This window comes from Mycobacterium sp. MYCO198283, assembly GCF_021213805.1.
Classification (GTDB): Bacteria; Actinomycetota; Actinomycetes; order Mycobacteriales; family Mycobacteriaceae; genus Mycobacterium.
Genome location: NZ_JAJQJI010000005.1, coordinates 325,826 through 345,895, shown reverse-complemented (window position 1 = coordinate 345,895; position 20,070 = coordinate 325,826). Strand labels below are relative to the sequence as shown.

The following is a 20,070-nucleotide window of genomic DNA, read 5'->3' as shown; positions in this document are numbered from 1 at the left end:
CCGCCGCCGCGCCCGCCCCACCGGCCACCGCCGCGCGCGCTGCCGGCCGGCCGGCGCCGCACCGAGCTCAGCGACGCGGCCGTCGTCTCCCGGTCCTGGGGCATCGCGTTCGCGACGCTGATCAGCCGCATCACCGGGTTCTTCCGCATCGTCTTGCTCGCCGCGATCCTCGGCGCGGCGCTGTCGAGCGCGTTTTCGGTCGCCAACCAGCTGCCGAACCTCATCGCGGCGCTGGTGCTGGAGGCGACGTTCACCGCAATCTTCGTGCCGGTGCTGGCGCGGGCCGAGCGCGAAGACCCCGACCGCGGCGAGGCGTTCGTGCGGCGGCTGGTGACGCTGGCGACCGCGCTGCTGCTCGTCGCGACCGCGCTGTCGGTGGCGCTGACGCCGCTCTTGGTGCGGCTGATGCTCGGCGACGACCCGCGGGTGAACCAACCGCTCACCGTCGCCTTCGCCTACCTGCTGGTGCCGCAGGTGCTGTTCTACGGGCTGTCGAGCGTCTTCATGGCACTGCTCAACAACCGCAACGTGTTCGGCGCGCCGGCGTGGGCGCCCGTCGTCAACAACGTCGTCGCGATCGCCACGCTCGGCGTCTACCTGCTGGTGCCCGGCGAGCTGTCGATCGACCCGGTCGAGATGGGCAACGCGAAGTTGCTGGTGCTCGGCATCGGCACCACGCTCGGGGTGGCGGCCCAGTGCGCGGTGCTGCTGGTCACGATCGTCCGCCAACGCATCAGCCTGCGCCCGCTGTGGGGGCTCGACGACCGGCTCAAACAGTTCGGCGCCATGGCCGCTGCGATGGTGCTCTACGTGCTGATCAGCCAGCTCGGGCTGGTGGTGGGCAACCAGATCGCCAGCACGGCCGCCGCGTCGGGACCGGCGATCTACAACTACACCTGGATGGTCCTGATGCTGCCGTTCGGGCTGATCGGGGTCACGGTCCTCACCGTGGTGATGCCCCGGCTGTCCCGCAACGCCGCCAACAACGACACCGCCGGGGTGCTGGGCGACCTGTCGCTGGCGACGCGGCTCACCATGGTGACGCTCATCCCGATCGTCGCGTTCATGACGGTCGGCGGCCCGGCCATCGGCAGCGCGCTCTTCGCCTACGGCAACTTCGGCGACACGGACGCGGGCTACCTCGGCGCCGCGATCGCCCTGTCGTCCTTCACGCTGATCCCGTACGCGCTCGTGCTGCTGCAACTGCGCGTGTTCTACGCCCGCCACGAGCCGTGGACACCGATCCTCATCATCATCGCGATCACCGCGGTCAAGATCGCGACCTCGTTGCTCGCTCCGCACGTCGCCAGCGACCCGCAGCTGGTGGCCGCCTACCTGGGCATGGCCAACGGGCTCGGCTTCCTGACCGGCGCGACGATCGGCTACGTGCTGCTGCGACGGGCGCTGAAACCGCCGAACGGGCAGCTGGTGAACGTCGAGGTGCTCCGGACGATCCTGGTGACGGTCGCCTCGTCGCTGCTCGCGGGGCTGGTCGCCTACGTCGTCGACCGCGCCGCCGGAATGGACACGCTGACCGCGGTGGCCGGCGGGGCGGGCTCGTTGCTGCGCCTGCTGTTGCTGGGCCTCATCATGGTGCCGATCGTGGTCGGGGTGCTGCTGGCCGCGAAGGTGCCCGAGGCGCAGGCTGCGCTGGCCGCCGTCCGCCGGCGGCTCCCCGGCCGCGCCACATCCATGGGCGGCTCCGCCGCCGGCCCGAATCGCGCGGCCGACCAGCCACGACGGAACGCCGCTGTCCCGTACGCTGGTGCGCGGTACTCGGCCGCGGCGACTCGGGGATCGACGCGGGGGTCCGGCGGGCGCGTGCGCCCGATGCCAGGAGCTGGGGGACCCAGGTTGCCGGAAGGAGTGGGCGTGACCGACGATTCGCCGGGTAATGCCGCCACTGATGCATCGTCTCGGGCGCCCGCCGCCGACGAGTTCCAGCCCGACGTGGTCGAGGACGCTCCCACCGAGATCGTGTCGGCGCCGCCGCGGCGCGGGCCGGGGGACTTCGCCGGTGACCCGACCCGCGAACCGCTCGCCTTCGAGGCCCCACAGTCGTCCACCAACTCCACCCGCGGCGAGACCGACGTCCACCTGATCCCTGGCGCCACCGTCGCCGACGGCCGCTACCGGTTGCTGGTCTTCCACGGCGGACCGTCCGCGCTGCAGTTCTGGCAGGCCCTCGACACCGCGCTCGACCGGCAGGTGGCGCTGACGTTCGTCGACCCCGACGGGCTGCTCACCGACGAGCAGGTGGACCGGACCCTCGAGCGGACGCTGCTGCTGAGCCGGATCGACCGGCCGGGCGTCGCGCGGGTGCTCGACGTGGTGCGCACCGACTGGGGCGGGCTCGTGGTGTCGGAGTGGATCCGCGGCGGTTCGCTGCAGGAGGTCGCCGACACCGCACCGTCGCCGATCGGCGGCGCCCGCGCCGTGCAGTCCCTGGCCGCCGCCGCCGAGGCCGCGCACGAGATCGGTGTCGCGCTGTCGCTGGACCACCCCGCCCGCATCCGCGTGAGCATCGAAGGTGATGTGGCGCTGGCCTTCCCGGCGACGCTGCCCGACGCCACGCCCGAAGACGACATCCGCGGTGTCGGCGCCGCCCTCTACGCGCTGCTGGTCAACCGGTGGCCGCTGCCGGAGGACGGCGAACCGAGCGGGTTCGCGCCGGCGGACGTCGACGGCGACGCCGCGGTCGACCCGGAGACCGTCGATCCGGCGATCCCGTTCCAGATCTCCGCCGCGGCGGTGCGCGCGCTGCGGGCCGACAGCGGAATCCGCTCTGCGGCAACGCTTCTCCACCTGCTGCAGCAGGCCACCGAGGCGGCCGACCGCACCGAGCTGCTCGCCCCGCTCGAGGAGCCGGCCGGCCCCACGCCGGCCGACGAGCCGCCGCTCGACGAGGAGGCCCGCGCCCGCCGGCGGCGCGGGCTGTTGATCGGGCTGGCCATCAGCGGCGCCGCCATCGTGCTGGTGCTGGTGCTCGTCGCGGTGTTCGTCGACCGGTTGTTCGGCGACGTCGGCGGCGACGCGTTCGACGGCGACAAACTCGGCCTGAACCCGCCGTCCGCCGCCGACGGATCGACCGCCCCGGCCGGCGACCCGAACGTCGTCAAACCCGTGAAGGCGACGGTCTTCTCACCCGACGGCGGCGCGGACAACCCGTCGACCGCGGGACAGGCGATCGACGGCAACCCGGCGACGGCGTGGGCCACCGACATCTACACCGACCCGACACCGTTCCCGAACTTCAAGAGCGGCGTCGGGTTGATCCTCCAGCTGCCGCAGCCCACCGTCGTCAACGGCGTCACCATCAACGTCTCGAGCACCGGCACGCAGGTGGAGATCCGGTCGGCCGACACACCGTCGCCGACGCTGCTCGCCGACACCAAGGAGTTGACCGACGCGGTGACGCTGCAGCCCGGCCCCAACCGCATCCCGGTGCCGGCCGCCGCGGCGACGTCCAATCTCGTCGTGTGGATCTCCACGCTGGGCACCACGAACGGCCAGAACCGCAGCGAGATCTCCGAGATCACCGTGCAAGGCAGCGCCCCTTAGCACGCGGCGCCAAAATTGGTGCGCAGCCGCGCCGCCCGGCGCCGTTAGTGTTCGGTCGTGGGGAGCTACGGGGGCGAAGCAGCAGAACGACGGACCGATGCGGAGTTGCTCAAGGCGCACGTCGCCGGCGATCCGTACGCGTTCGAGCAGCTGTTCCTGCGCCATCAGCGCCAGCTCTACCGGCTCGCCCGGGCCAGTACCCGCACACCCGAGGACGCGGCGGACGCCCTGCAGGATGCGATGCTGTCGGCGCACCGGGCGGCCGCCCGCTTCCGGCACGAGTCCGCGGTGAGCACCTGGCTGCACCGCATCGTCGTCAACGCCTGCCTCGACCGGTTGCGCCGCACGATCAGCCGGCCGACCGTCGACCTCGACGACGTGGTGCTGCCCGTCAGCGACGCCAGCTCCGACACCGAGACGGCGCTCCTGGTCGAGGCGGCGCTGCTGCGCCTGCCGGTCGAGCAGCGCGCCGCGGTGGTCGCGGTGGACATGCAGGGCTACTCGGTCGCCGACGCCGCCCGGCTGCTCGGCGTCGCCGAAGGCACCGTCAAGAGCCGCTGCTCGCGGGGCCGCGCCCGGCTCGCGGCGTCGCTCGGCCACCTGCGCAGCGGCTCACCGCGCGTGCCGGCCGACCGCAGTGCGTGACTGACGGAGAATTGCTCGGGAACCGATCACCGCGTCGCACCGTCTCATCACCGACCGCGGTAGCTCACCTACGACGTCAGGACGCCCATGGCCACCGGCGATGACGACGCGCCGCTTCCCCCCGACGTGCTCGCCGCGCTGCGCGCCGACCTGGCCGTGCTGCGCGACTCCCCGGCACCCGAGGTGCCGCCCGTCGTCACCGAGCGCGTGCTGGCGGCGCTGCGGTCAGCGGCCACGCCGCGGCGGACGTCCCGGGCGGCGGCGGTCGTCGGAGCGGTCGCCGCGGGCGCGGTGGTCGTCGTCGGGGGCGTGGCGCTCGCCCGCGACACCGGCACCGCGGATCCGGCGCCGGTCCGGCCGGCGCACCTGATGGCCGAGCCGACCGTTCCGCTCGACGCCGGGCAACTCAGCGCACTGCTGCGCCGCCCACCCGACTTCGGGGCGCTCACCGAGCCGGGCCGCCGCGCCGCCTGCCTGCGCCACCTCGGCTACGGCCCCGGCACGCCGCCGCTCGGGGCGCAGCCGGTCGAGATCGCCGGCGGCCCCGCCGTCCTGCTGCTCCTGCCCGGCGACACGCCGCGCGAGCTGGCGGCGCTGGTCGTGCGGCCGAACTGCAGCGCCGCCGACACCGGGCTGGTCGCGCAGACGCGGGTGCGCCGGCCGTAGGCGGCGGGAACATCGCCGCTTAGGCTGGTGTTTCAGCTAGCGCCGGCGACGCACCCCTGGGTCGGCGGACTCGGGCAGAAAGGCTGGTATGAGCTCCTCCACCGTCCACGACGTCATCATCGTCGGCTCGGGACCGGCCGGATACACCGCCGCCATCTACACCGCCCGCGCGCAGCTCCACCCGCTGGTGTTCGAGGGCAGCCAATTCGGCGGCGCGCTGATGACCACCACCGAGGTCGAGAACTTCCCCGGCTTCCGCGACGGCATCATGGGCCCGGCGCTGATGGACGAGATGCGCGAGCAGGCGCTGCGATTCGGTGCCGACCTGCGCATGGAGGACGTCGACGCCGTCTCGCTCGACGGTGAGATCAAGACCGTCACCGTCGGCGACGAAACCTACCGGGCGCGCACCGTGATCCTCGCGATGGGTGCTGCCGCGCGCTACCTCGGCGTGCCCGGCGAGGAGGCGCTGCTGGGCCGCGGGGTCAGCGCCTGCGCCACCTGCGACGGCTTCTTCTTCCGCGACCAGGACATCGCGGTCATCGGCGGCGGCGACTCGGCGATGGAGGAGGCGATCTTCCTGACGAAGTTCGCGCGCACCGTCACCGTCGTGCACCGCCGCGACGAGTTCCGCGCCTCACGCATCATGCTCGACCGCGCCCGCGCCAACGACAAGATCTCGTTCCTCACCAACACCCAGGTGGTGTCCGTCGAGGGGGACACGAGCGTGACCGGGCTGCGGGTCCGCAGCACCGCCGGGGCGGAGTCGACCCTGCCGGTGACCGGCGTGTTCGTCGCCATCGGTCACGATCCGCGCTCCGAGCTGGTCAAGGGCCAGGTGAACCTCGACGCCGACGGATACATCGAGGTCCGCGGCCGCACCACCGCCACCTCCGTCGACGGGGTGTTCGCCTGCGGCGACGTCGTCGACCACATCTACCGCCAGGCCATCACCGCGGCCGGCAGCGGCTGCTCGGCCGCCATCGACGCCGAGCGCTGGCTCGCCGAGCACGCCGGCTACGACCAGGGCGTCGGCGATCCCACCGACTGACCCGCCCACCCCGGAAGGAACTCCCATGCCCGAAGCCAACGGCTCCACCGTCGCCGTCACCGACGCCACCTTCGCCAGCGACGTGCTGGGCAGCGGTAAGCCCGTGCTCGTCGACTTCTGGGCGACGTGGTGCGGACCGTGCCGCATGGTGGCGCCGGTGCTCGAGGAGATCGCGAAGGATCACGGCGACAAGCTGACCGTCGCGAAGCTCGACGTCGACGCCAACCCGGAGACCGCGCGCGACTTCGACGTCAGCTCCATTCCGACGATGATCCTGTTCCGCGACGGTCAACCGGTGAAGCGCATCGTCGGCGCAAAGGGCAAGGCAGCGCTGCTGCGGGACCTCGCCGACGTCCTCTAGGACGCGTGGTTTTTCCGCTTTCGGGTAACCGTCTGCGAGAATACGGCTAGCTTCTCCTTCCGCCAGCCGCGCTGTGGCGTCAGCGCGCGCCGTGACCGAAAGGCCTGGTATGCCGAGTCTGCGCCGCGGTGACCGTGGCCGCGCGGTGTCGGAGATCCGCGCCACGCTCGCGTCGCTGGGGCTGGTCGAGGATTCCGACGCCGACCTCAGCACCGGCCGGCACGCGATCCCCGAGGTGTTCGACGCCGAGCTCGATCAGGCCGTGCGCGCCTTCCAGCAGCGCCGGGGCCTGCTGGTCGACGGCGTCGTCGGCGAGGCCACCGCCCGCGCGCTGCGGGAGGCGTCGTACCGATTGGGTGCCCGCACGCTGTACCACCAGTTCGGCGCCCCGATGTACGGCGACGACGTGGCCCAATTGCAGTCGCGGCTGCAGGATCTCGGGTTCTACACCGGTCTGGTCGACGGCTACTTCGGGCTGCAGACCCATCAGGCGCTGATGTCCTACCAGCGTGAGTACGGCTTGTTCGCCGACGGGATCTGCGGACCGGAAACCCTGCGCTCGCTGTACTTCCTCGGCTCCCGCGTCACGGGCGGCTCGCCGCACGCGATCCGGGAGGAGGAGCTGGTGCGCAACTCCGGACCGAAGCTCTCCGGCAAGCGGATCATCATCGATCCGGGCCGCGGCGGCGCCGACCACGGGCTGATCATGCAGGGGCCCGACGGCCCGATCAGCGAGGCGGATCTGTTGTGGGACCTGGCATCCCGGCTGGAGGGCCGGATGACGGCGATCGGCATGGAGACGTTCCTGTCGCGGCCCGCCCATCACGGCCCGAGCGACGCCGAACGGGCCGCCACCGCGAACACCGTCGGTGCCGACCTGATGATCAGCCTGCGCTGCGAGACCCAGCCGTCCCCCGCCCCCAACGGGATGGCGTCGTTCCACTTCGGTAACTCCCACGGCTCGGTGTCGACCATCGGTCGCAACCTCGCCGACTTCATCCAGCGGGAAGTGGTGGCGCGCACCGGTTTACAGGACTGCCGGACCCACGGCCGCACCTGGGACCTGCTGCGGCTCACTCGCATGCCCACCGTCCAGGTCGACGTCGGCTACATCAGCAATCCGCGCGACCGCGGGATGCTGGTGAGCACCGCCACGCGCGATGCGATCGCCGAGGGCATCCTGGCCGCAGTGAAGCGGCTGTACCTGCTGGGCAAGAACGACCGGCCCACCGGAACGTTCACCTTCGCCGAACTGCTGGCCCACGAACTGGCCGTCGAGCGCGCCGGCGGTATTCCGCAGTAGCCTCCGGTCAGGCCTGTCCGACCGGCTGCAGCTGCGACGCTTCGAGCAGCCGCTCCAGGGCGGCCTCGACCTCGGCCTTCCAGCCCAGACCCTGGTCCAGTTCCAGCCGCAGCCGCGGGAAATACCGGTGCGGCGCGACCACCGAGAAGCCGGCGTCGACGAGAAAGTCGGCCGCCAACATGCACTGGTCGTACGAGCAGTCCCCCAGCGGTTGCACCACCGGGCGCACCTCGGCCGGCACCGCCGCAGGATCCTGCAGTTCGGCCGCGGCGGCCGTCCGGCCGAAGGACTCCAGCGCCCGCACCCCGCGGCGCACCAGGTCGTTGACCACGTGGGCGAGCAGCGCCTCGGCGAGCGCCTCGTCGCGATGGTCCGCCTCGAGTCCGAGCGTCGTGAGCAGCACCGCGTCGGCGCTGACGGGACCGGTGGGGAAGCACTGCGACCGGGGCACCGCCCGCGGCGGCGCGTAGAACGCGTAGCCCACGCATGCCGGCTCGAGCGAACGGTCGGGCCGGATCTCGCCAGCGGGCACCGCCAGCTGACCGCAGGAGCCCCACTCGAGCATGACCATCGACAGCCACGCTTCCTTCTCGAACTCCGGATCCGCGAGGTGGTCGCGGAGCGTCTGCGGGTCGACCTCCCAGAACACGCACCGGCGGGCATGCTTCGGCAGCTGCTCGAAGTCCTCGAGCCGCAGCGACGTGATTCGAGCAGACACTAGTGTTCCGCGCGTCCGTGCGACGCTCGACAGCAATACGGTTGTGCCGCAACAGCATCGGCGCCACCCGCCACTGCCGCCGTCACAGTGACGTAACGCCCGGGTACGTCCGGGTCCGGCGGTTCAGGCGCCATGGGCCTTCATCATCGACACGATGCGTTGCAGATCGTCGACGGACCCGAATTCGACGACGATCTTGCCTTTGCGCTTGCCGAGGCTGACGGTCACCCGGGTGTCGTAGGTGGTGGACAGCTGCTCGGCGACGTCCTGCAGGCCCGGCATCTGGATCGGCTTGCGGCGAGCCGGCGGGGTGGTGCCGGTGCCGCCCGCGCGGTTGGCCAGCGTGACGGCTTCCTCCGTCGCCCGGACCGACAGGCCCTCGGCGACGATCCGCGCGGCCAGCTCCTCCTGGGCCTCGGGCCCGCCTTCCAGCGACAGCAGCGCGCGGGCATGACCGGCCGACAGCACGCCGGCGGCCACGCGGCGCTGCACCGGGATCGGCAGCCGCAACAACCTGATCATGTTCGTGATCAGCGGACGGGATCGACCGATGCGGGAGGCCAGTTCGTCGTGGGTGACGCCGAACTCGTCGAGCAGCTGCTGGTAGGCCGCCGCCTCTTCCAGCGGGTTCAGCTGCACCCGGTGGATGTTCTCCAGCAGCGCGTCGCGGAGCAGGTTGTCGTCGGCGGTCTCCCGGACGATCGCGGGGATGGTCGCCAGTCCCGCCTGCTGCGCCGCCCGCCACCGCCGCTCCCCCATCACCAGCTGGTAGCGCGGCGAGCCCTCGACCGCCCGGACGACGATCGGCTGCATCAAACCGAACTCGCGGATCGAGTGCACCAGCTCGGCGAGCGCCTCCTCGTCGAACACCTGCCGCGGCTGCCGGGGGTTCGGGTCGATGGCCGACGGATCGATCTCGCGGTACACGGCGCCCACCTCGCCGCGCGCTGCGGTCGGCTGCGCACCGCCGATGACGACGTCCGCGGCCGCTTCCCCCATCCGGGTGCCGTCTCCGTCGGCCGGTCCGGTGGGGATCAACGAGGCGAGCCCGCGACCGAGGCCGCCCTTGCGTCGCTGCGGTTGGCTCATGCGCGTTCCTTCGATCGGCCGCGTTCGGCGAGTTCTCGGCTGGCATCGAGATAGCTCAGCGCGCCACGCGAACCGGGGTCGTAGTCGAGGATCGTCATTCCGAACCCCGGCGCTTCGGACACCTTGACGCTGCGCGGAATGACGGTGCGGAGCACCTTGTCGCCGAAGTGGCGGCGGACTTCCTCCGCCACCTGGTCGGCCAGTTTGGTGCGCCCGTCGTACATGGTGAGGAGCACGGTGGTGACGTCGAGCGCGGGATTCAGATGGGCTTTGACCATGCCGATGTTGTTGAGCAGCTGGCCGACGCCTTCGAGCGCGTAGTACTCGCACTGGATCGGGATCATCACCTCGGGCGCCGCCACGAGCGCGTTGATGGTGAGCAATCCCAGCGAGGGCGGGCAGTCGATGAAGACGTAGTCGAAGTCGGACGTGAGACCCGACAGTGCGGTACGCAGCCGGCCCTCTCGGGCGACCATGCTGACGAGTTCGATCTCCGCGCCCGCCAGGTCGATCGTCGCCGGCACGCAGAACAGCCGCTCGCTGTGCGGGCTCCGCGTCACCGCGTCGGCGATCGGGATGTCGCCGATCAACACCTCGTAGGACGACCGCGTACCGGGCCGGTGTTCGATGCTCAGCGCGGTGCTCGCGTTGCCCTGCGGATCGAGGTCGATGACGAGCACCCGCAGGCCCTGCAGCGCGAGCGCCGCTGCCATGTTCACCGCCGTCGTCGTCTTCCCGACGCCGCCCTTCTGGTTCGCGATGGTGAAGATGCGCTGCCGTGCGGGGCGCGGGAGTTGGCCGCGTGCGCTGTGCAGTACTCGCATCGCCTGCTCGGCGGCCGCCGCGATCGGCGTGTCCGAGTGCAGGTCGGTCGTGGCGGGCCATGTTTCACGTGAAACATGGCCGCTCGAGCGGCCGTCGCGGTTGTCCGTCGAACTCATTGCCGTCCCCCGGCGGTCCGCCGCTTCGCCGCTGCCGGCATCCGACCGCGGGCTCGGTGCGCGACGACCACCGTCGCGGCCGGCTCTAGAACGTCCACGCCACATCTCACCACCCTGACGTCGTGCAGACCAAGTGCGTGCAATGCCGCGCCGTGAGCGGCCACTTCCGCCGCAGCTCGCTCACCCTTCAGCGCAATCATTCGGCCGCCGTCCCGCAGCAGCGGCGCGCACCAGCGGCCCAACCGATCCAGCGGCGCCACCGCCCGGGAGACCACCGCGTCCGCCTCCCCGGCTCGCTGCACCACCGCGCGGTCTTCGGCGCGGCCACGGACGATCTCGACATTGAGCGTCAGCGCCTCGACCACCTCGGCGAGAAAGGCTACGCGCCGCTGCATGGGCTCCACGAGCGTCATCCGCAGATCCGGACGTGCGAGCGCGAGGGGGATGCCGGGCAGACCGGCGCCGCTGCCGACGTCGACGACTCGCTCAGTGGGGCCCAGCAGCTCGGCCACCACGGCGCTGTTCAAGAGGTGCCGCTCCCAGAGTCGGTCGACCTCGCGCGGACCGATCAGTCCCCGTTCCACACCGTCGGTGGCCAGTCGGTGCGCGTAGGCGACGGCGTTGTCGGTCTGCTCACCGAAGACCTCGGCGACCGACGGGGGCGGCGGAGCGACGCCATGTTTCACGTGAAACATCCTCCCCGGTGGCCGCCGGTGCTCGAAATGACAGGCGTGCAATTCTCAGTCGGCGATGACGACGACGCGGCGCGACGGTTCGGCGCCCTCGCTCTCGCTGTGCACGCCGTCGATTTCCGCCACCGCGTCGTGCACGATCTTGCGCTCGAACGGTGTCATCGGGGCCAGCTGCTCCGGCTGACCGCTTTCCAACACACGGCGGGCGACCTTGGCGCCGAGCTCGGCGAGCTCGTTTCGGCGGCGCCGACGCCAGTTGGCGATGTCGAGCATGAGCCGGCTGCGCTCCCCGGTCTTCTGGTGCACGGCCAGCCGTGTGAGCTCCTGCAGTGCGTCCAGCACTTCGCCGTTGCGGCCGACCAGCTTGCTGAGGTCGTCGCCACCGTCGATGCTCACCACGGCGCGGTTGCCCTCGACGTCGAGGTCGATATCGCCGTCGAAGTCCAACAGGTCGAGCAGCTCCTCGAGGTAGTCGCCGGCGATCTCGCCTTCGGCGACCAGTCGGTCCTCCAGGTCCTCGCCGTGGGCCGTCTCCGTCGCCTCGGGCTCCTGGTCGACCTGCTCGCTGCGTTCGGTGGTCTCGGCGTTCGTCATGTGTTCGTCCTTCGTCAGGCCGGTGTCCCGGTCAGCGTTTGCGTTTCTTGGACCTGGCGCCCGGCCGCGGGGTCCGCGGCGCCGTGGCGTTGCCCCGGCCGTTGGTTCGGTTGCCGTTCTTCGGCGGTGGCGAATCGGTACCCGGCCCCTCGGCGCTGTCCTCGACAGCGGTGCTGTCCACCACCTCGACGGCGGCGGTCGGCGTCTTCTTCGCCTTCGGCTTGGCGCCGGGCGCCGGCGCGTTGGCCGCCCGCCGATCGAGCGCCTCCTGCTTCTTGGCTTCCTCTTCCTTCGCGATCCGGCCGAACACGTAGTGCTGCTGGCCGAAGGTCCAGATGTTGTTGGCGAACCAGTAGAGGATGACGGCGAGCGGCAGGAACGGGCCGCCGACGACGACGCCCAGCGGGAAGACGTACAGCGCCAGCTTGTTCATCAGCGCCGTCTGCGGGTTCGCCGCCGCCTCGGCCGATTGGCGGGCCACCGACGCCCGGCTGTTGAAGTGCGTCGCGATGCCCGCGGCGATCATCAACGGCACGCCTACGGCCACCACCGCCCAGCGGTCGAAGTTCACGAACGCCTCTAGGCCACGCTGCTGGATCATGGTGGCGCCCAGCGGCGCGCCGAACAGGTCGGCGCTCAGGAAGTTCCGGACGTCCTCGGCGCTGAAGAAGTAGTTGCCGAGCGCAGCGTTCGCCTCCACCGACAGGCCGAGCCGGCCGACACCGGTCTGCGTGCGGTTGAAGGACATCAGCACGTGGTAGAGCCCGAGGAACACCGGGATCTGCGCGAGCATCGGCAGGCAGCCGAGGACCGGGTTGAACCCGTGCTCGCGCTGCAGCTTCTGCATCTCCAGCGCCATCTTCTGGCGGTCCTTGCCGTACTTCTTCTGCAGCGCCTTGATCTGCGGCTGCAGCTCCTGCATCTGCCGCGTCGTGCGGATCTGCTTCACGAACGGCTTGTACAGGATGGCGCGCAGCGTGAAGACGAGGAACATGACCGACAGCGCCCAGGTGAAGAAGTTGGACGGGCCGAGCACCAGGCCGAAGACCTTGTACCAGAGCCACATGATCCCCGACACGGGGTAATAGATGATGTCCAGGCTCAACCAGTTAAACAAGCGTTCGGCTCCTGACATCGTCGTCGGTGGCGCGCGGCGCGCCGGGGTCGGTGTCCGGGCGGGCTGCACCGCGCTCGGGTATCGGGTCCCATCCTCCCCTATGCCAGGGTCCGCACTTCGCGAGCCGGATGAGGGCGAGCGTGCCGCCGCGGAGCAGCCCGTATTCGGTGAGGGCGTCCACCGCGTATCGGCTGCAGGTCGGCGTGAAGCGACAGGTAGGGAGTCGCATCGGCGACACGTAGGTGCGGTAGAGCTCGATCAGCAGGATCGCCGCCCGGGCCGGCAGCCGCCGCAGGCCGGTCACGGTCGCCCGCCGGGCACCAGCCGGGTCTTCACCAGACCGGTGTGCAGCTGGCGGGCCAGGCTGGCCGACACGGCGTGCCGACTGCTGGGCAACGCGCGGATCACCACCTGATCGCCGGCTTCGAGGTCGGCCAACAAAGGCCGTGCGACGTGGCGCAGCCGCCGGGCGACCCGATGCCGTTGCACCGCGTTGCCCACCGACTTCGCGACGACCAGCCCGACCCGGGGTGCGTCAGCGCCGGTGTCCGCGCCGCGTCGGGCGTGAACCACCAGATCCCGCGAGGCGGCGCGGGCGCCGTGCGCGATGGTGGCGCTGAAGTCGGACGACCGCGTCATCCTGTTGCGAGCCGGAAGCACTGCGGCGACCCCGCATCCGCCCGGTCAGGCAGTCAGCGAACGACGACCCTTGCGACGCCGGCCCGACACGATGGCACGCCCGGCGCGGGTCCGCATCCGCAGGCGGAACCCGTGGACACGGGCGCGCCGGCGGTTGTTCGGCTGGAAGGTCCGCTTGCCCTTGGCCACGGTGATCTCCTCGTTCCTCGGGCTCCCACCGAACGGCACGCCGACATGTCTGGCATACCGATCCGACGCAGGCGCCGCTGCTAAGCTTCGCGTCTCTCGCTAACCGGCGCGGACCCCGGATTCGGTACCCGGATCGCAGCCGTATCGCCGACGTACGGGCGACTGCTCGAGGGTACTGACGGCGTCTGACTGGGTCAAACCACGCTCCCTTCCCCGGCAATTGTTCACTGTCGTCACAGCCGTCACCGAGCGCGAAAACCGGTGTCCCACCGAGCGTTGAGCAATCTCCCAGAACGGTTGGCACCCGCGTCAAAACCTGTTAGCTTCTGCCGAAGCCGCTTCGTGAACCGGAGCGGGCAGGACAACAAGTGAGGACGACCGGACCGACTTGCGGCCGCCAGCGCGCCCGACGCGCTGCCCGCAAATCCGCCGCCTCGTCGCACGCCGGTACCGACGACTCCCGTTGTTTCCACAGCTGTGGATAACAATGTGGATAACTCGGCGTCGGCGGATACAGTCGCTGCAGAATTCGCGGCCAAGGGGGTAGTCGTTCTTGTCGACCGACGTCGAACTTCCCTTCACCGCCATCTGGGAGAGCGTCGTCGCGGAACTCAACGGTGAACCGTCGCTCACCGCCCAGCAGCGGGCCTGGCTCACCCTGGTCACCCCGCTGACGTTCGCCGAAGGCTTCGCGCTGCTCGCGGTGCCCAACAGCTTCGTGCAGAACGAGATCGAGCGCAGCCTGCGCATTCCCATCATCGACGCGCTCAGCCGGCGGCTGGGTCAGCCCGTCGAACTCGGGGTGCGCATCGTGCCGCGGGATCCGGCCGACGGCCACGAGCCGCTCGCCGCCGCCCCGACCCTGCGCCCCGAACTGGAGCCCGACGAGGTCGACGAGGCGAGCGAGGCCCTCGCCAGCGCCCACGAGAGCTGGCCGTCGTACTTCATCGACACTCCGCGGGCCGCGCCGAGTGAGCACTCCAACGGCGTCAGCCTCAACAAGCGGTACACGTTCGACACCTTCGTCATCGGTGCGTCCAACCGGTTCGCCCACGCGGCGGCGCTCGCGATCGCTGAGGCGCCGGCACGGGCCTACAACCCGCTGTTCATCTGGGGCGAGTCCGGCCTGGGCAAGACCCATCTGCTGCACGCCGCGGGCAACTACGCGCAGCGGCTGTTCCCCGGCATGCGGGTGAAGTACGTCTCCACCGAGGAATTCACCAACGACTTCATCAACTCGCTGCGCGACGACCGCAAGGTCGCGTTCAAGCGCAGCTACCGCGACATCGACGTGCTGCTCGTCGACGACATCCAGTTCATCGAAGGCAAGGAAGGCATCCAGGAGGAGTTCTTCCACACCTTCAACACGCTGCACAACGCGAACAAACAGATCGTCATCTCGTCGGACCGGCCGCCCAAGCAGCTCGCCACGCTGGAGGACCGGCTGCGCACCCGCTTCGAGTGGGGCCTGATCACCGACGTGCAGCCGCCGGAGCTGGAGACCCGCATCGCCATCCTGCGCAAAAAAGCGCAGATGGAGCGGCTCGACGTCCCCGCCGACGTGCTGGAGCTCATCGCCAGCCGCATCGAGCGCAACATCCGCGAGCTCGAGGGCGCCCTGATCCGCGTCACCGCGTTCGCGTCGCTCAACAACACGCCGCTGGACAAGGCGCTCGCCGAGGTGGTGCTGCGGGACCTGATCGCCGACGCCGGCACCATGCAGATCAGCGCCGCGGCGATCATGGCGGTGACGGCCGAGTACTTCCAGACCACTGTCGAGGAGCTCCGCGGGCCGGGGAAGACGCGGTCGCTCGCCCAGTGCCGGCAGATCGCGATGTACCTCTGCCGGGAACTCACCGACCTGTCGCTGCCGAAGATCGGCCAGGCCTTCGACCGCGACCACACCACCGTCATGTACGCGCAGAAGAAGATCCGCGGCGAGCTGGCGCAGCGCCGTGAGGTGTTCGACGACGTGAAAGAGCTCACCACGCGGATCAAACAGCGCGCCAAGCGCTGAAAATCCTTGCGTTCGCTGCGAATTCGCGGCAAAAACTTTCGTACCACCCGCATCGCCGGTCACAGGCGCGGCTTGTGCAATCGCTGTGGACAAGGCCCGGACAACCTTGTGATTGAACGGTGAGCCGCGGGCATCGCCGCTCGGCGCTCACACCGCCTCCACAACGACACCCCGATAGTCCCCGCTTCGTCCACAACCCGACGCGCCCGCCCACCAGCACCGAACGCGTGTCGTCCCCAGATTCCACAGCGCCTATTACTGTTGCTGTTCTCTCCATCAGGTTCTTCTTCTAGAAGACGGCGGTGGGGACAACCCCTGCCGAGGCCGTGCGAAACGTCGCATCGAGCACCGATGTCACCGGCTTCGATTAGCTTTCAAGATGGGGTCAAAAGCTCTACGGTTGTGCTTCGACTCCCCTACGGCGCCCCACCCGCGGGACGCGCTCGCCGCACTCGGCCGAGCGCGGGCGCCGATCAGCTGGACGTGAAGGGACGCACTGCACGTGGCGACGACGACTGCCGGCCTGACCGACCTGAAGTTCCGGTTGGTCCGTGAGGACTTCGCGGATGCGGTGGCCTGGGTCGCCCGCAACCTGCCCACCCGCCCCACGGTTCCGGTGCTGGCGGGCGTGCTGCTCACCGGCTCCGACGACGGGCTGACCATTGCCGGATTCGACTACGAGGTCTCCGCCGAGGTCACCGTGCCGGCCGAGATCGCCACCCCCGGCCAGGTGCTCGTGTCGGGGCGGCTGCTGTCCGACATCACCCGGGCGCTGCCCGCCAAACCCGTCGACGTCAGCGTCGACGGCACGCGCGTGGCCCTCACCTGCGGCAGCTCGCGGTTCTCGCTGCCGACCATGGCGGTCGAGGACTACCCCGCGCTGCCCACGCTGCCCGACGAGACCGGCGTCGTCCCGTCCGAGGTGTTCGCCGAGGCCATCGGGCAGGTCGCGGTGGCCGCCGGTCGCGACGACACCCTGCCCATGCTCACCGGCATCCGCGTCGAAATCACCGGCGACGCCATCGTGCTGGCGGCCACCGACCGCTTCCGGCTGGCGGTGCGGGAACTCACCTGGTCCACCAGCTCCCCCGGCGTCGAGGCGGCGGTGCTGGTTCCGGCCAAGACGCTGGCCGAGGCCGCCAAGACCGGGGCCGCCGGTGGCGAGGTGCAGCTCGCGCTCGGCGCCGGCGCCGACGTCGGACGCGAAGGTCTGCTGGGCATCCGCAGCAACGGCAAGCGCAGCACCACGCGGTTGCTCGACGCCGAGTTCCCGAAGTTCCGCCAGCTGCTGCCCGCCGAGCACACCGCCGTCGCCGAGATCGGCGTCGTCGAGCTCGTCGAGGCCATCAAGCGGGTGGCGCTGGTCGCCGACCGCGGCGCCCAGGTGCGGATGGAGTTCAGCGACGGCATGCTGCGGCTCTCCGCCGGCGCGGACGACGTCGGTCGCGCCGAGGAGGACCTGCAGGTGGACTTCGCCGGCGACCCGCTGACCATCGCCTTCAACCCCACCTACCTCACCGACGGCCTGAGCTCGCTGCACTCCGAGCGCGTGGCGTTCGGCTTCACCACCCCCAGCCGTCCCGCGGTGCTGCGGCCCGCACCCGACCGCGGCGCTGACGGTTCGGCGCCGGTCAGCGGCTCCGGACCGTTCCCGGCCGCGCAGACCGACTACGTCTACCTGCTGATGCCGGTCCGGCTGCCCGGCTGACCGCCGCGCGCTGCCCCATCCCCCGACCGACCTGACGACGAGAAAGACACGCTGATGGAACTCGGAATGGTCGGCCTGGGCAGGATGGGTTTCAACATGCGGGCCCGGCTGCGCGACGGGGGGCACACCGTGGTCGGCTACGACCCGCGGCCCGAGGTCACCGATGTTCCGACGCTCGCCGCGCTCGCCGATGCGCTGCCGGCCCCGCGGGTGGTGTGGGTGATGGTGCCGTCCGGCCCGGTCACGCGCGAGACCATCACGTCGCTCGCCGAGGTGCTGTCCGAGGGCGACCTGGTGATCGACGGCGGCAATTCCCGCTACACCGAGGACGGCGTGCACCAGGAACTGTTGGCGCGCAATGGAATACGGTTCGTCGATGCCGGCGTGTCCGGCGGCGTCTGGGGACTGGAGAACGGCTACGGCCTGATGGTCGGTGGCAGCCGGGACGACGTCGAACGCGCCATGCCGATCTTCGACACGCTCCGCCCCCCCGGCGAGCTGGCCGACGGCTTCTCGCACGCCGGTCCGGTCGGTGCCGGCCACTACGCGAAAATGGTGCACAACGGCATCGAGTACGGGTTGATGATGGCCTACGCCGAGGGCTACGAGCTGCTCGCCGCCGAACCTCTCGTCGAGAACGTGCAAGCGGTCATCCAGGCCTGGACCAACGGCACCGTCGTGCGGTCGTGGCTGCAGGAGCTGCTGGCCAAGGCACTCAAGGAAGATCCGGGCTTCGCCGACATCTCCGGTTACACCGAGGATTCCGGCGAGGGACGGTGGACCGTCGAGGAGGCGATCCGGCACCGGGTACCGATGCCGGTGATCGCCGCATCGCTGTTCGCCCGCTTCGCTTCCCGGCAGGACGACTCCCCCACCATGAAGGCCGTGTCCGCGCTGCGCAACCAGTTCGGCGGGCATGCCGTCAAGCGGGTGGGATTGTCCGGGTAGGGATGTACGTCCGCCGGCTCGCGCTGCACGACTTCCGCTCGTGGGCAGCAGCCGATCTCGAGTTGGCGCCCGGCCGGACCGTCTTCATCGGCCCGAACGGTCACGGCAAGACGAATCTCGTTGAGGCGCTGTGGTATACCGCCACGCTGGCCTCACACCGAGTGGCGTCGGACGCGCCGTTGATCCGAGTCGGTGCCGAGCGTGCCGTGGTGTCCACCATCGTCGTCAACGAGGGCCGCGAATTGGCCGTCGACCTCGAGATCACCTCCGGGCGGGCGAACAAGGCGCGGCTCAACCGGTCGCCGGTGCGCAGTGCCCGCGAGGTGCTCGGTGTGCTGCGGGCGGTGCTCTTTGCGCCGGAGGATCTGGCGCTGGTGCGCGGCGATCCTGCCGAACGCCGGCGATATCTCGACGAGCTGGCGACCGTGCGGCGGCCCCGGATCGCCGCTGTGCGAGCCGATTACGACAAGGTGCTGCGGCAGCGGACCGCGCTGCTCAAGACGGCCGGCGGGTCGCGCGCGGCCGCGTCGGCGACGCTCGACGTGTGGGACGGCCAACTCGCCGAACACGGCGCCCAGCTCCTGTCGGCGCGGCTAGCCCTGGTCGCCGAGTTGCGGCCCGAGGTCACCAAGGCCTATCAGCTGTTGGCACCACAGTCCCGGCCCGCGGACATCGGCTACCGCTCGAGCCTTGAGCGGGCGGGTGTCGTGCTCGACGCCGGCGTCACCGACGTGGAGTACCTGGAGGCGTTGCTCCTCGACGGGCTGGCGCGGCGCCGCAGTGCGGAACTGGACCGTGGGATGTGCCTGGTAGGCCCGCACCGCGACGATCTGGAGCTGCGGCTGGGCGACCAGCCGGCGAAAGGGTTTGCGAGCCACGGTGAGTCGTGGTCGATGGCGCTGGCGCTGCGGCTGGCGTCCTATGAGCTGCTGCGCGCCGAGGGCAGCGAGCCGGTGCTGCTGCTCGACGACGTGTTCGCCGAGCTGGATTCCGCGCGGCGCCGCGCACTGTCGGAGCTGACGCAATCCGCCGAGCAGGTGTTGATCACCGCGGCGGTGCCCGACGACGTCCCCGGGGTCGGGGATCATCGCCGGGTGGGCATCTCGATGGTCGAGGATGCAACGAACGACGGGGGTGACCGGATGTCGGTGATGCAGCCGTGAGCGATACCGAGGACGCGGCGGGTCCGCCGGCACACCTGCAGCACCTGGCTGGCATGGATCTGGTGCGGCGCACGCTCGAGGAGGCGCGCGGGGCCGCGCGCGAGCAGGGCAAGGACGTCGGGCGAGGGCTGCGCGGCCGCGCGCCGGCGCGCAAGGCGGCGCCCAACAGCCGCCGCCGCTGGTCCGGACCGGGACCGGACCAGCGCGATCCGCAGCCGCTGGGGGTGGTGGCCCGCCAGATCGTCCGGACGCAGGGCTGGTCGGCGCAGGTGTCCGTGGCGGCGGTGTTCGCGCAGTGGCCGTCGATCGTCGGCGAGCAGATCGCTGCCCACGCCTCCCCCACCACGCTGCGCGACGGTGTGCTGGGCGTCGCGGCCGAATCCACCGCGTGGGCCACCCAGCTGCGCATGGTGCAGGCGCAGCTGCTGGCCAAGATCGCCGCCGCGGTGGGCGACGGGGTGGTCAAGCAACTCAAGATCACCGGTCCCGTCGCGCCGTCGTGGCGCAAGGGCCGCTATCACGTGCCGGGCCGCGGGCCACGGGACACCTACGGATGAAGCTGCGCTTGAGAGGCCGCTGAGCCGCCGCAGCCATCGCCCTCGCCGTCTCGACGCTCGGAATGCCGCGAAACCGCCCCCACGGCGCAATCAGGCGCGAAGAAACGCCGC

At 70.7% G+C, this 20,070-nt stretch carries 20 protein-coding genes; 11 read left to right on the top strand and 9 right to left on the bottom strand.

The genetic code is table 11. From position 1 onward, the window contains the following. The 6 genes from LV457_RS12510 to LV457_RS12485 form a co-directional block, all read left to right on the top strand. Positions 1-3,561, top strand: a 3,561-nt coding sequence (locus tag LV457_RS12510; protein ID WP_374198828.1) for a lipid II flippase MurJ, incomplete at its 5' end; no start/stop codon positions are given. Positions 3,562-3,618: 57 nt separating this feature from the next. Continuing rightward, on the top strand, positions 3,619-4,206 hold the full coding sequence (gene sigM, locus LV457_RS12505) for an RNA polymerase sigma factor SigM (RefSeq protein ID WP_232171479.1): 588 nt from the start codon (positions 3,619-3,621) through the stop codon (positions 4,204-4,206). A gap of 87 nt (positions 4,207-4,293) precedes the next feature. Continuing rightward, entirely contained in the window at positions 4,294-4,872 is a 579-nt protein-coding gene (locus tag LV457_RS12500) for a hypothetical protein (RefSeq protein WP_232171478.1), read from the top strand. An 88-nt stretch (positions 4,873-4,960) separates the two neighbouring features. After that, positions 4,961-5,923: a thioredoxin-disulfide reductase gene (gene trxB / locus LV457_RS12495; protein WP_232171477.1), complete on the top strand. Its 963-nt coding sequence runs from the start codon at positions 4,961-4,963 to the stop codon at positions 5,921-5,923. Positions 5,924-5,948: 25 nt separating this feature from the next. Further along, positions 5,949-6,284: a thioredoxin gene (gene trxA, locus LV457_RS12490; RefSeq protein WP_232171476.1), complete on the top strand. Its 336-nt coding sequence runs from the start codon at positions 5,949-5,951 to the stop codon at positions 6,282-6,284. A gap of 109 nt (positions 6,285-6,393) precedes the next feature. Next, positions 6,394-7,587, top strand: coding sequence for an N-acetylmuramoyl-L-alanine amidase (locus LV457_RS12485; RefSeq protein ID WP_232171475.1), 1,194 nt, complete (start codon positions 6,394-6,396; stop codon positions 7,585-7,587). Positions 7,588-7,594: 7 nt separating this feature from the next. On the opposite strand, the gene LV457_RS12480 is transcribed toward LV457_RS12485, so the two are convergent. The 9 genes from LV457_RS12480 to rpmH form a co-directional block, all read right to left on the bottom strand. Next, positions 7,595-8,305 carry an acetyltransferase gene (locus LV457_RS12480; protein ID WP_232171474.1) on the bottom strand — a complete coding sequence of 237 codons (711 nt, stop codon included), beginning with the start codon at positions 8,303-8,305 and terminating at the stop codon, positions 7,595-7,597. A 123-nt stretch (positions 8,306-8,428) separates the two neighbouring features. Beyond that, entirely contained in the window at positions 8,429-9,394 is a 966-nt protein-coding gene (locus LV457_RS12475; RefSeq protein WP_232171473.1) for a ParB/RepB/Spo0J family partition protein, read from the bottom strand. Continuing rightward, complete coding sequence (locus LV457_RS12470) at positions 9,391-10,335, bottom strand: ParA family protein (protein ID WP_232171472.1); 945 nt, start codon at positions 10,333-10,335, stop codon at positions 9,391-9,393. The genes LV457_RS12475 and LV457_RS12470 overlap by 4 nt, the downstream gene beginning before the upstream one ends. Then, a complete protein-coding gene (rsmG, locus tag LV457_RS12465; protein ID WP_232171471.1) occupies positions 10,332-11,030 on the bottom strand; it encodes a 16S rRNA (guanine(527)-N(7))-methyltransferase RsmG in 699 nt (232 codons plus the stop codon). The genes LV457_RS12470 and rsmG overlap by 4 nt, the downstream gene beginning before the upstream one ends. Before the next feature lie 45 nt (positions 11,031-11,075). Then, positions 11,076-11,621, bottom strand: coding sequence for a R3H domain-containing nucleic acid-binding protein (locus tag LV457_RS12460; protein WP_232171470.1), 546 nt, complete (start codon positions 11,619-11,621; stop codon positions 11,076-11,078). 31 nt (positions 11,622-11,652) lie between these two features. Beyond that, positions 11,653-12,756 carry a membrane protein insertase YidC gene (yidC, locus tag LV457_RS12455; RefSeq protein WP_374198825.1) on the bottom strand — a complete coding sequence of 368 codons (1,104 nt, stop codon included), beginning with the start codon at positions 12,754-12,756 and terminating at the stop codon, positions 11,653-11,655. Continuing rightward, complete coding sequence (gene yidD / locus LV457_RS12450; protein ID WP_232171507.1) at positions 12,731-13,033, bottom strand: membrane protein insertion efficiency factor YidD; 303 nt, start codon at positions 13,031-13,033, stop codon at positions 12,731-12,733. The genes yidC and yidD overlap by 26 nt, the downstream gene beginning before the upstream one ends. A gap of 5 nt (positions 13,034-13,038) precedes the next feature. Continuing rightward, positions 13,039-13,398 carry a ribonuclease P protein component gene (gene rnpA, locus LV457_RS12445; protein WP_232171468.1) on the bottom strand — a complete coding sequence of 120 codons (360 nt, stop codon included), beginning with the start codon at positions 13,396-13,398 and terminating at the stop codon, positions 13,039-13,041. Between the two features lie 24 nt (positions 13,399-13,422). After that, the gene (gene rpmH / locus LV457_RS12440; protein WP_019735309.1) at positions 13,423-13,566 is read right to left on the bottom strand and encodes a 50S ribosomal protein L34; all 144 of its coding nucleotides are present in this window, start codon (positions 13,564-13,566) and stop codon (positions 13,423-13,425) included. Positions 13,567-14,119: 553 nt separating this feature from the next. Between rpmH and dnaA the strand changes: the two genes are divergently transcribed. From dnaA to LV457_RS12415, 5 genes are all read left to right on the top strand, one after another. Further along, positions 14,120-15,583, top strand: a complete 1,464-nt coding sequence (gene dnaA, locus LV457_RS12435; RefSeq protein WP_232171467.1) for a chromosomal replication initiator protein DnaA — start codon at positions 14,120-14,122, stop codon at positions 15,581-15,583. 496 nt (positions 15,584-16,079) lie between these two features. Then, complete coding sequence (dnaN, locus tag LV457_RS12430; protein WP_232171506.1) at positions 16,080-17,291, top strand: DNA polymerase III subunit beta; 1,212 nt, start codon at positions 16,080-16,082, stop codon at positions 17,289-17,291. A 54-nt stretch (positions 17,292-17,345) separates the two neighbouring features. Further along, positions 17,346-18,239, top strand: coding sequence for a phosphogluconate dehydrogenase (NAD(+)-dependent, decarboxylating) (gnd, locus tag LV457_RS12425; RefSeq protein ID WP_232171466.1), 894 nt, complete (start codon positions 17,346-17,348; stop codon positions 18,237-18,239). A gap of 2 nt (positions 18,240-18,241) precedes the next feature. Further along, positions 18,242-19,402 carry a DNA replication/repair protein RecF gene (recF, locus tag LV457_RS12420; RefSeq protein ID WP_232171465.1) on the top strand — a complete coding sequence of 387 codons (1,161 nt, stop codon included), beginning with the start codon at positions 18,242-18,244 and terminating at the stop codon, positions 19,400-19,402. Next, positions 19,399-19,959: a DUF721 family protein gene (locus LV457_RS12415; protein ID WP_308192192.1), complete on the top strand. Its 561-nt coding sequence runs from the start codon at positions 19,399-19,401 to the stop codon at positions 19,957-19,959. Before recF ends, LV457_RS12415 begins: the two co-directional genes overlap by 4 nt. The last annotated feature ends 111 nt before the right edge of the window (positions 19,960-20,070 follow it).

Bases quoted from the DNA above. Each gene is read 5' to 3' on its own strand.
- LV457_RS12500 (WP_232171478.1), top strand. From the start codon at position 4,294: ATGGCCACCGGCGATGACGACGCGCCGCTTCCCCCCGACGTGCTCGCC.
- trxB (WP_232171477.1), top strand. From the start codon at position 4,961: ATGAGCTCCTCCACCGTCCACGACGTCATCATCGTCGGCTCGGGACCG.
- trxA (WP_232171476.1), top strand. From the start codon at position 5,949: ATGCCCGAAGCCAACGGCTCCACCGTCGCCGTCACCGACGCCACCTTC.
- LV457_RS12485 (WP_232171475.1), top strand. From the start codon at position 6,394: ATGCCGAGTCTGCGCCGCGGTGACCGTGGCCGCGCGGTGTCGGAGATC.
- LV457_RS12475 (WP_232171473.1), bottom strand. From the start codon at position 9,394: ATGAGCCAACCGCAGCGACGCAAGGGCGGCCTCGGTCGCGGGCTCGCC.
- LV457_RS12470 (WP_232171472.1), bottom strand. From the start codon at position 10,335: ATGAGTTCGACGGACAACCGCGACGGCCGCTCGAGCGGCCATGTTTCA.
- rsmG (WP_232171471.1), bottom strand. From the start codon at position 11,030: ATGTTTCACGTGAAACATGGCGTCGCTCCGCCGCCCCCGTCGGTCGCC.
- LV457_RS12460 (WP_232171470.1), bottom strand. From the start codon at position 11,621: ATGACGAACGCCGAGACCACCGAACGCAGCGAGCAGGTCGACCAGGAG.
- yidC (WP_374198825.1), bottom strand. From the start codon at position 12,756: ATGTCAGGAGCCGAACGCTTGTTTAACTGGTTGAGCCTGGACATCATC.
- gnd (WP_232171466.1), top strand. From the start codon at position 17,346: ATGGAACTCGGAATGGTCGGCCTGGGCAGGATGGGTTTCAACATGCGG.
- recF (WP_232171465.1), top strand. From the start codon at position 18,242: ATGTACGTCCGCCGGCTCGCGCTGCACGACTTCCGCTCGTGGGCAGCA.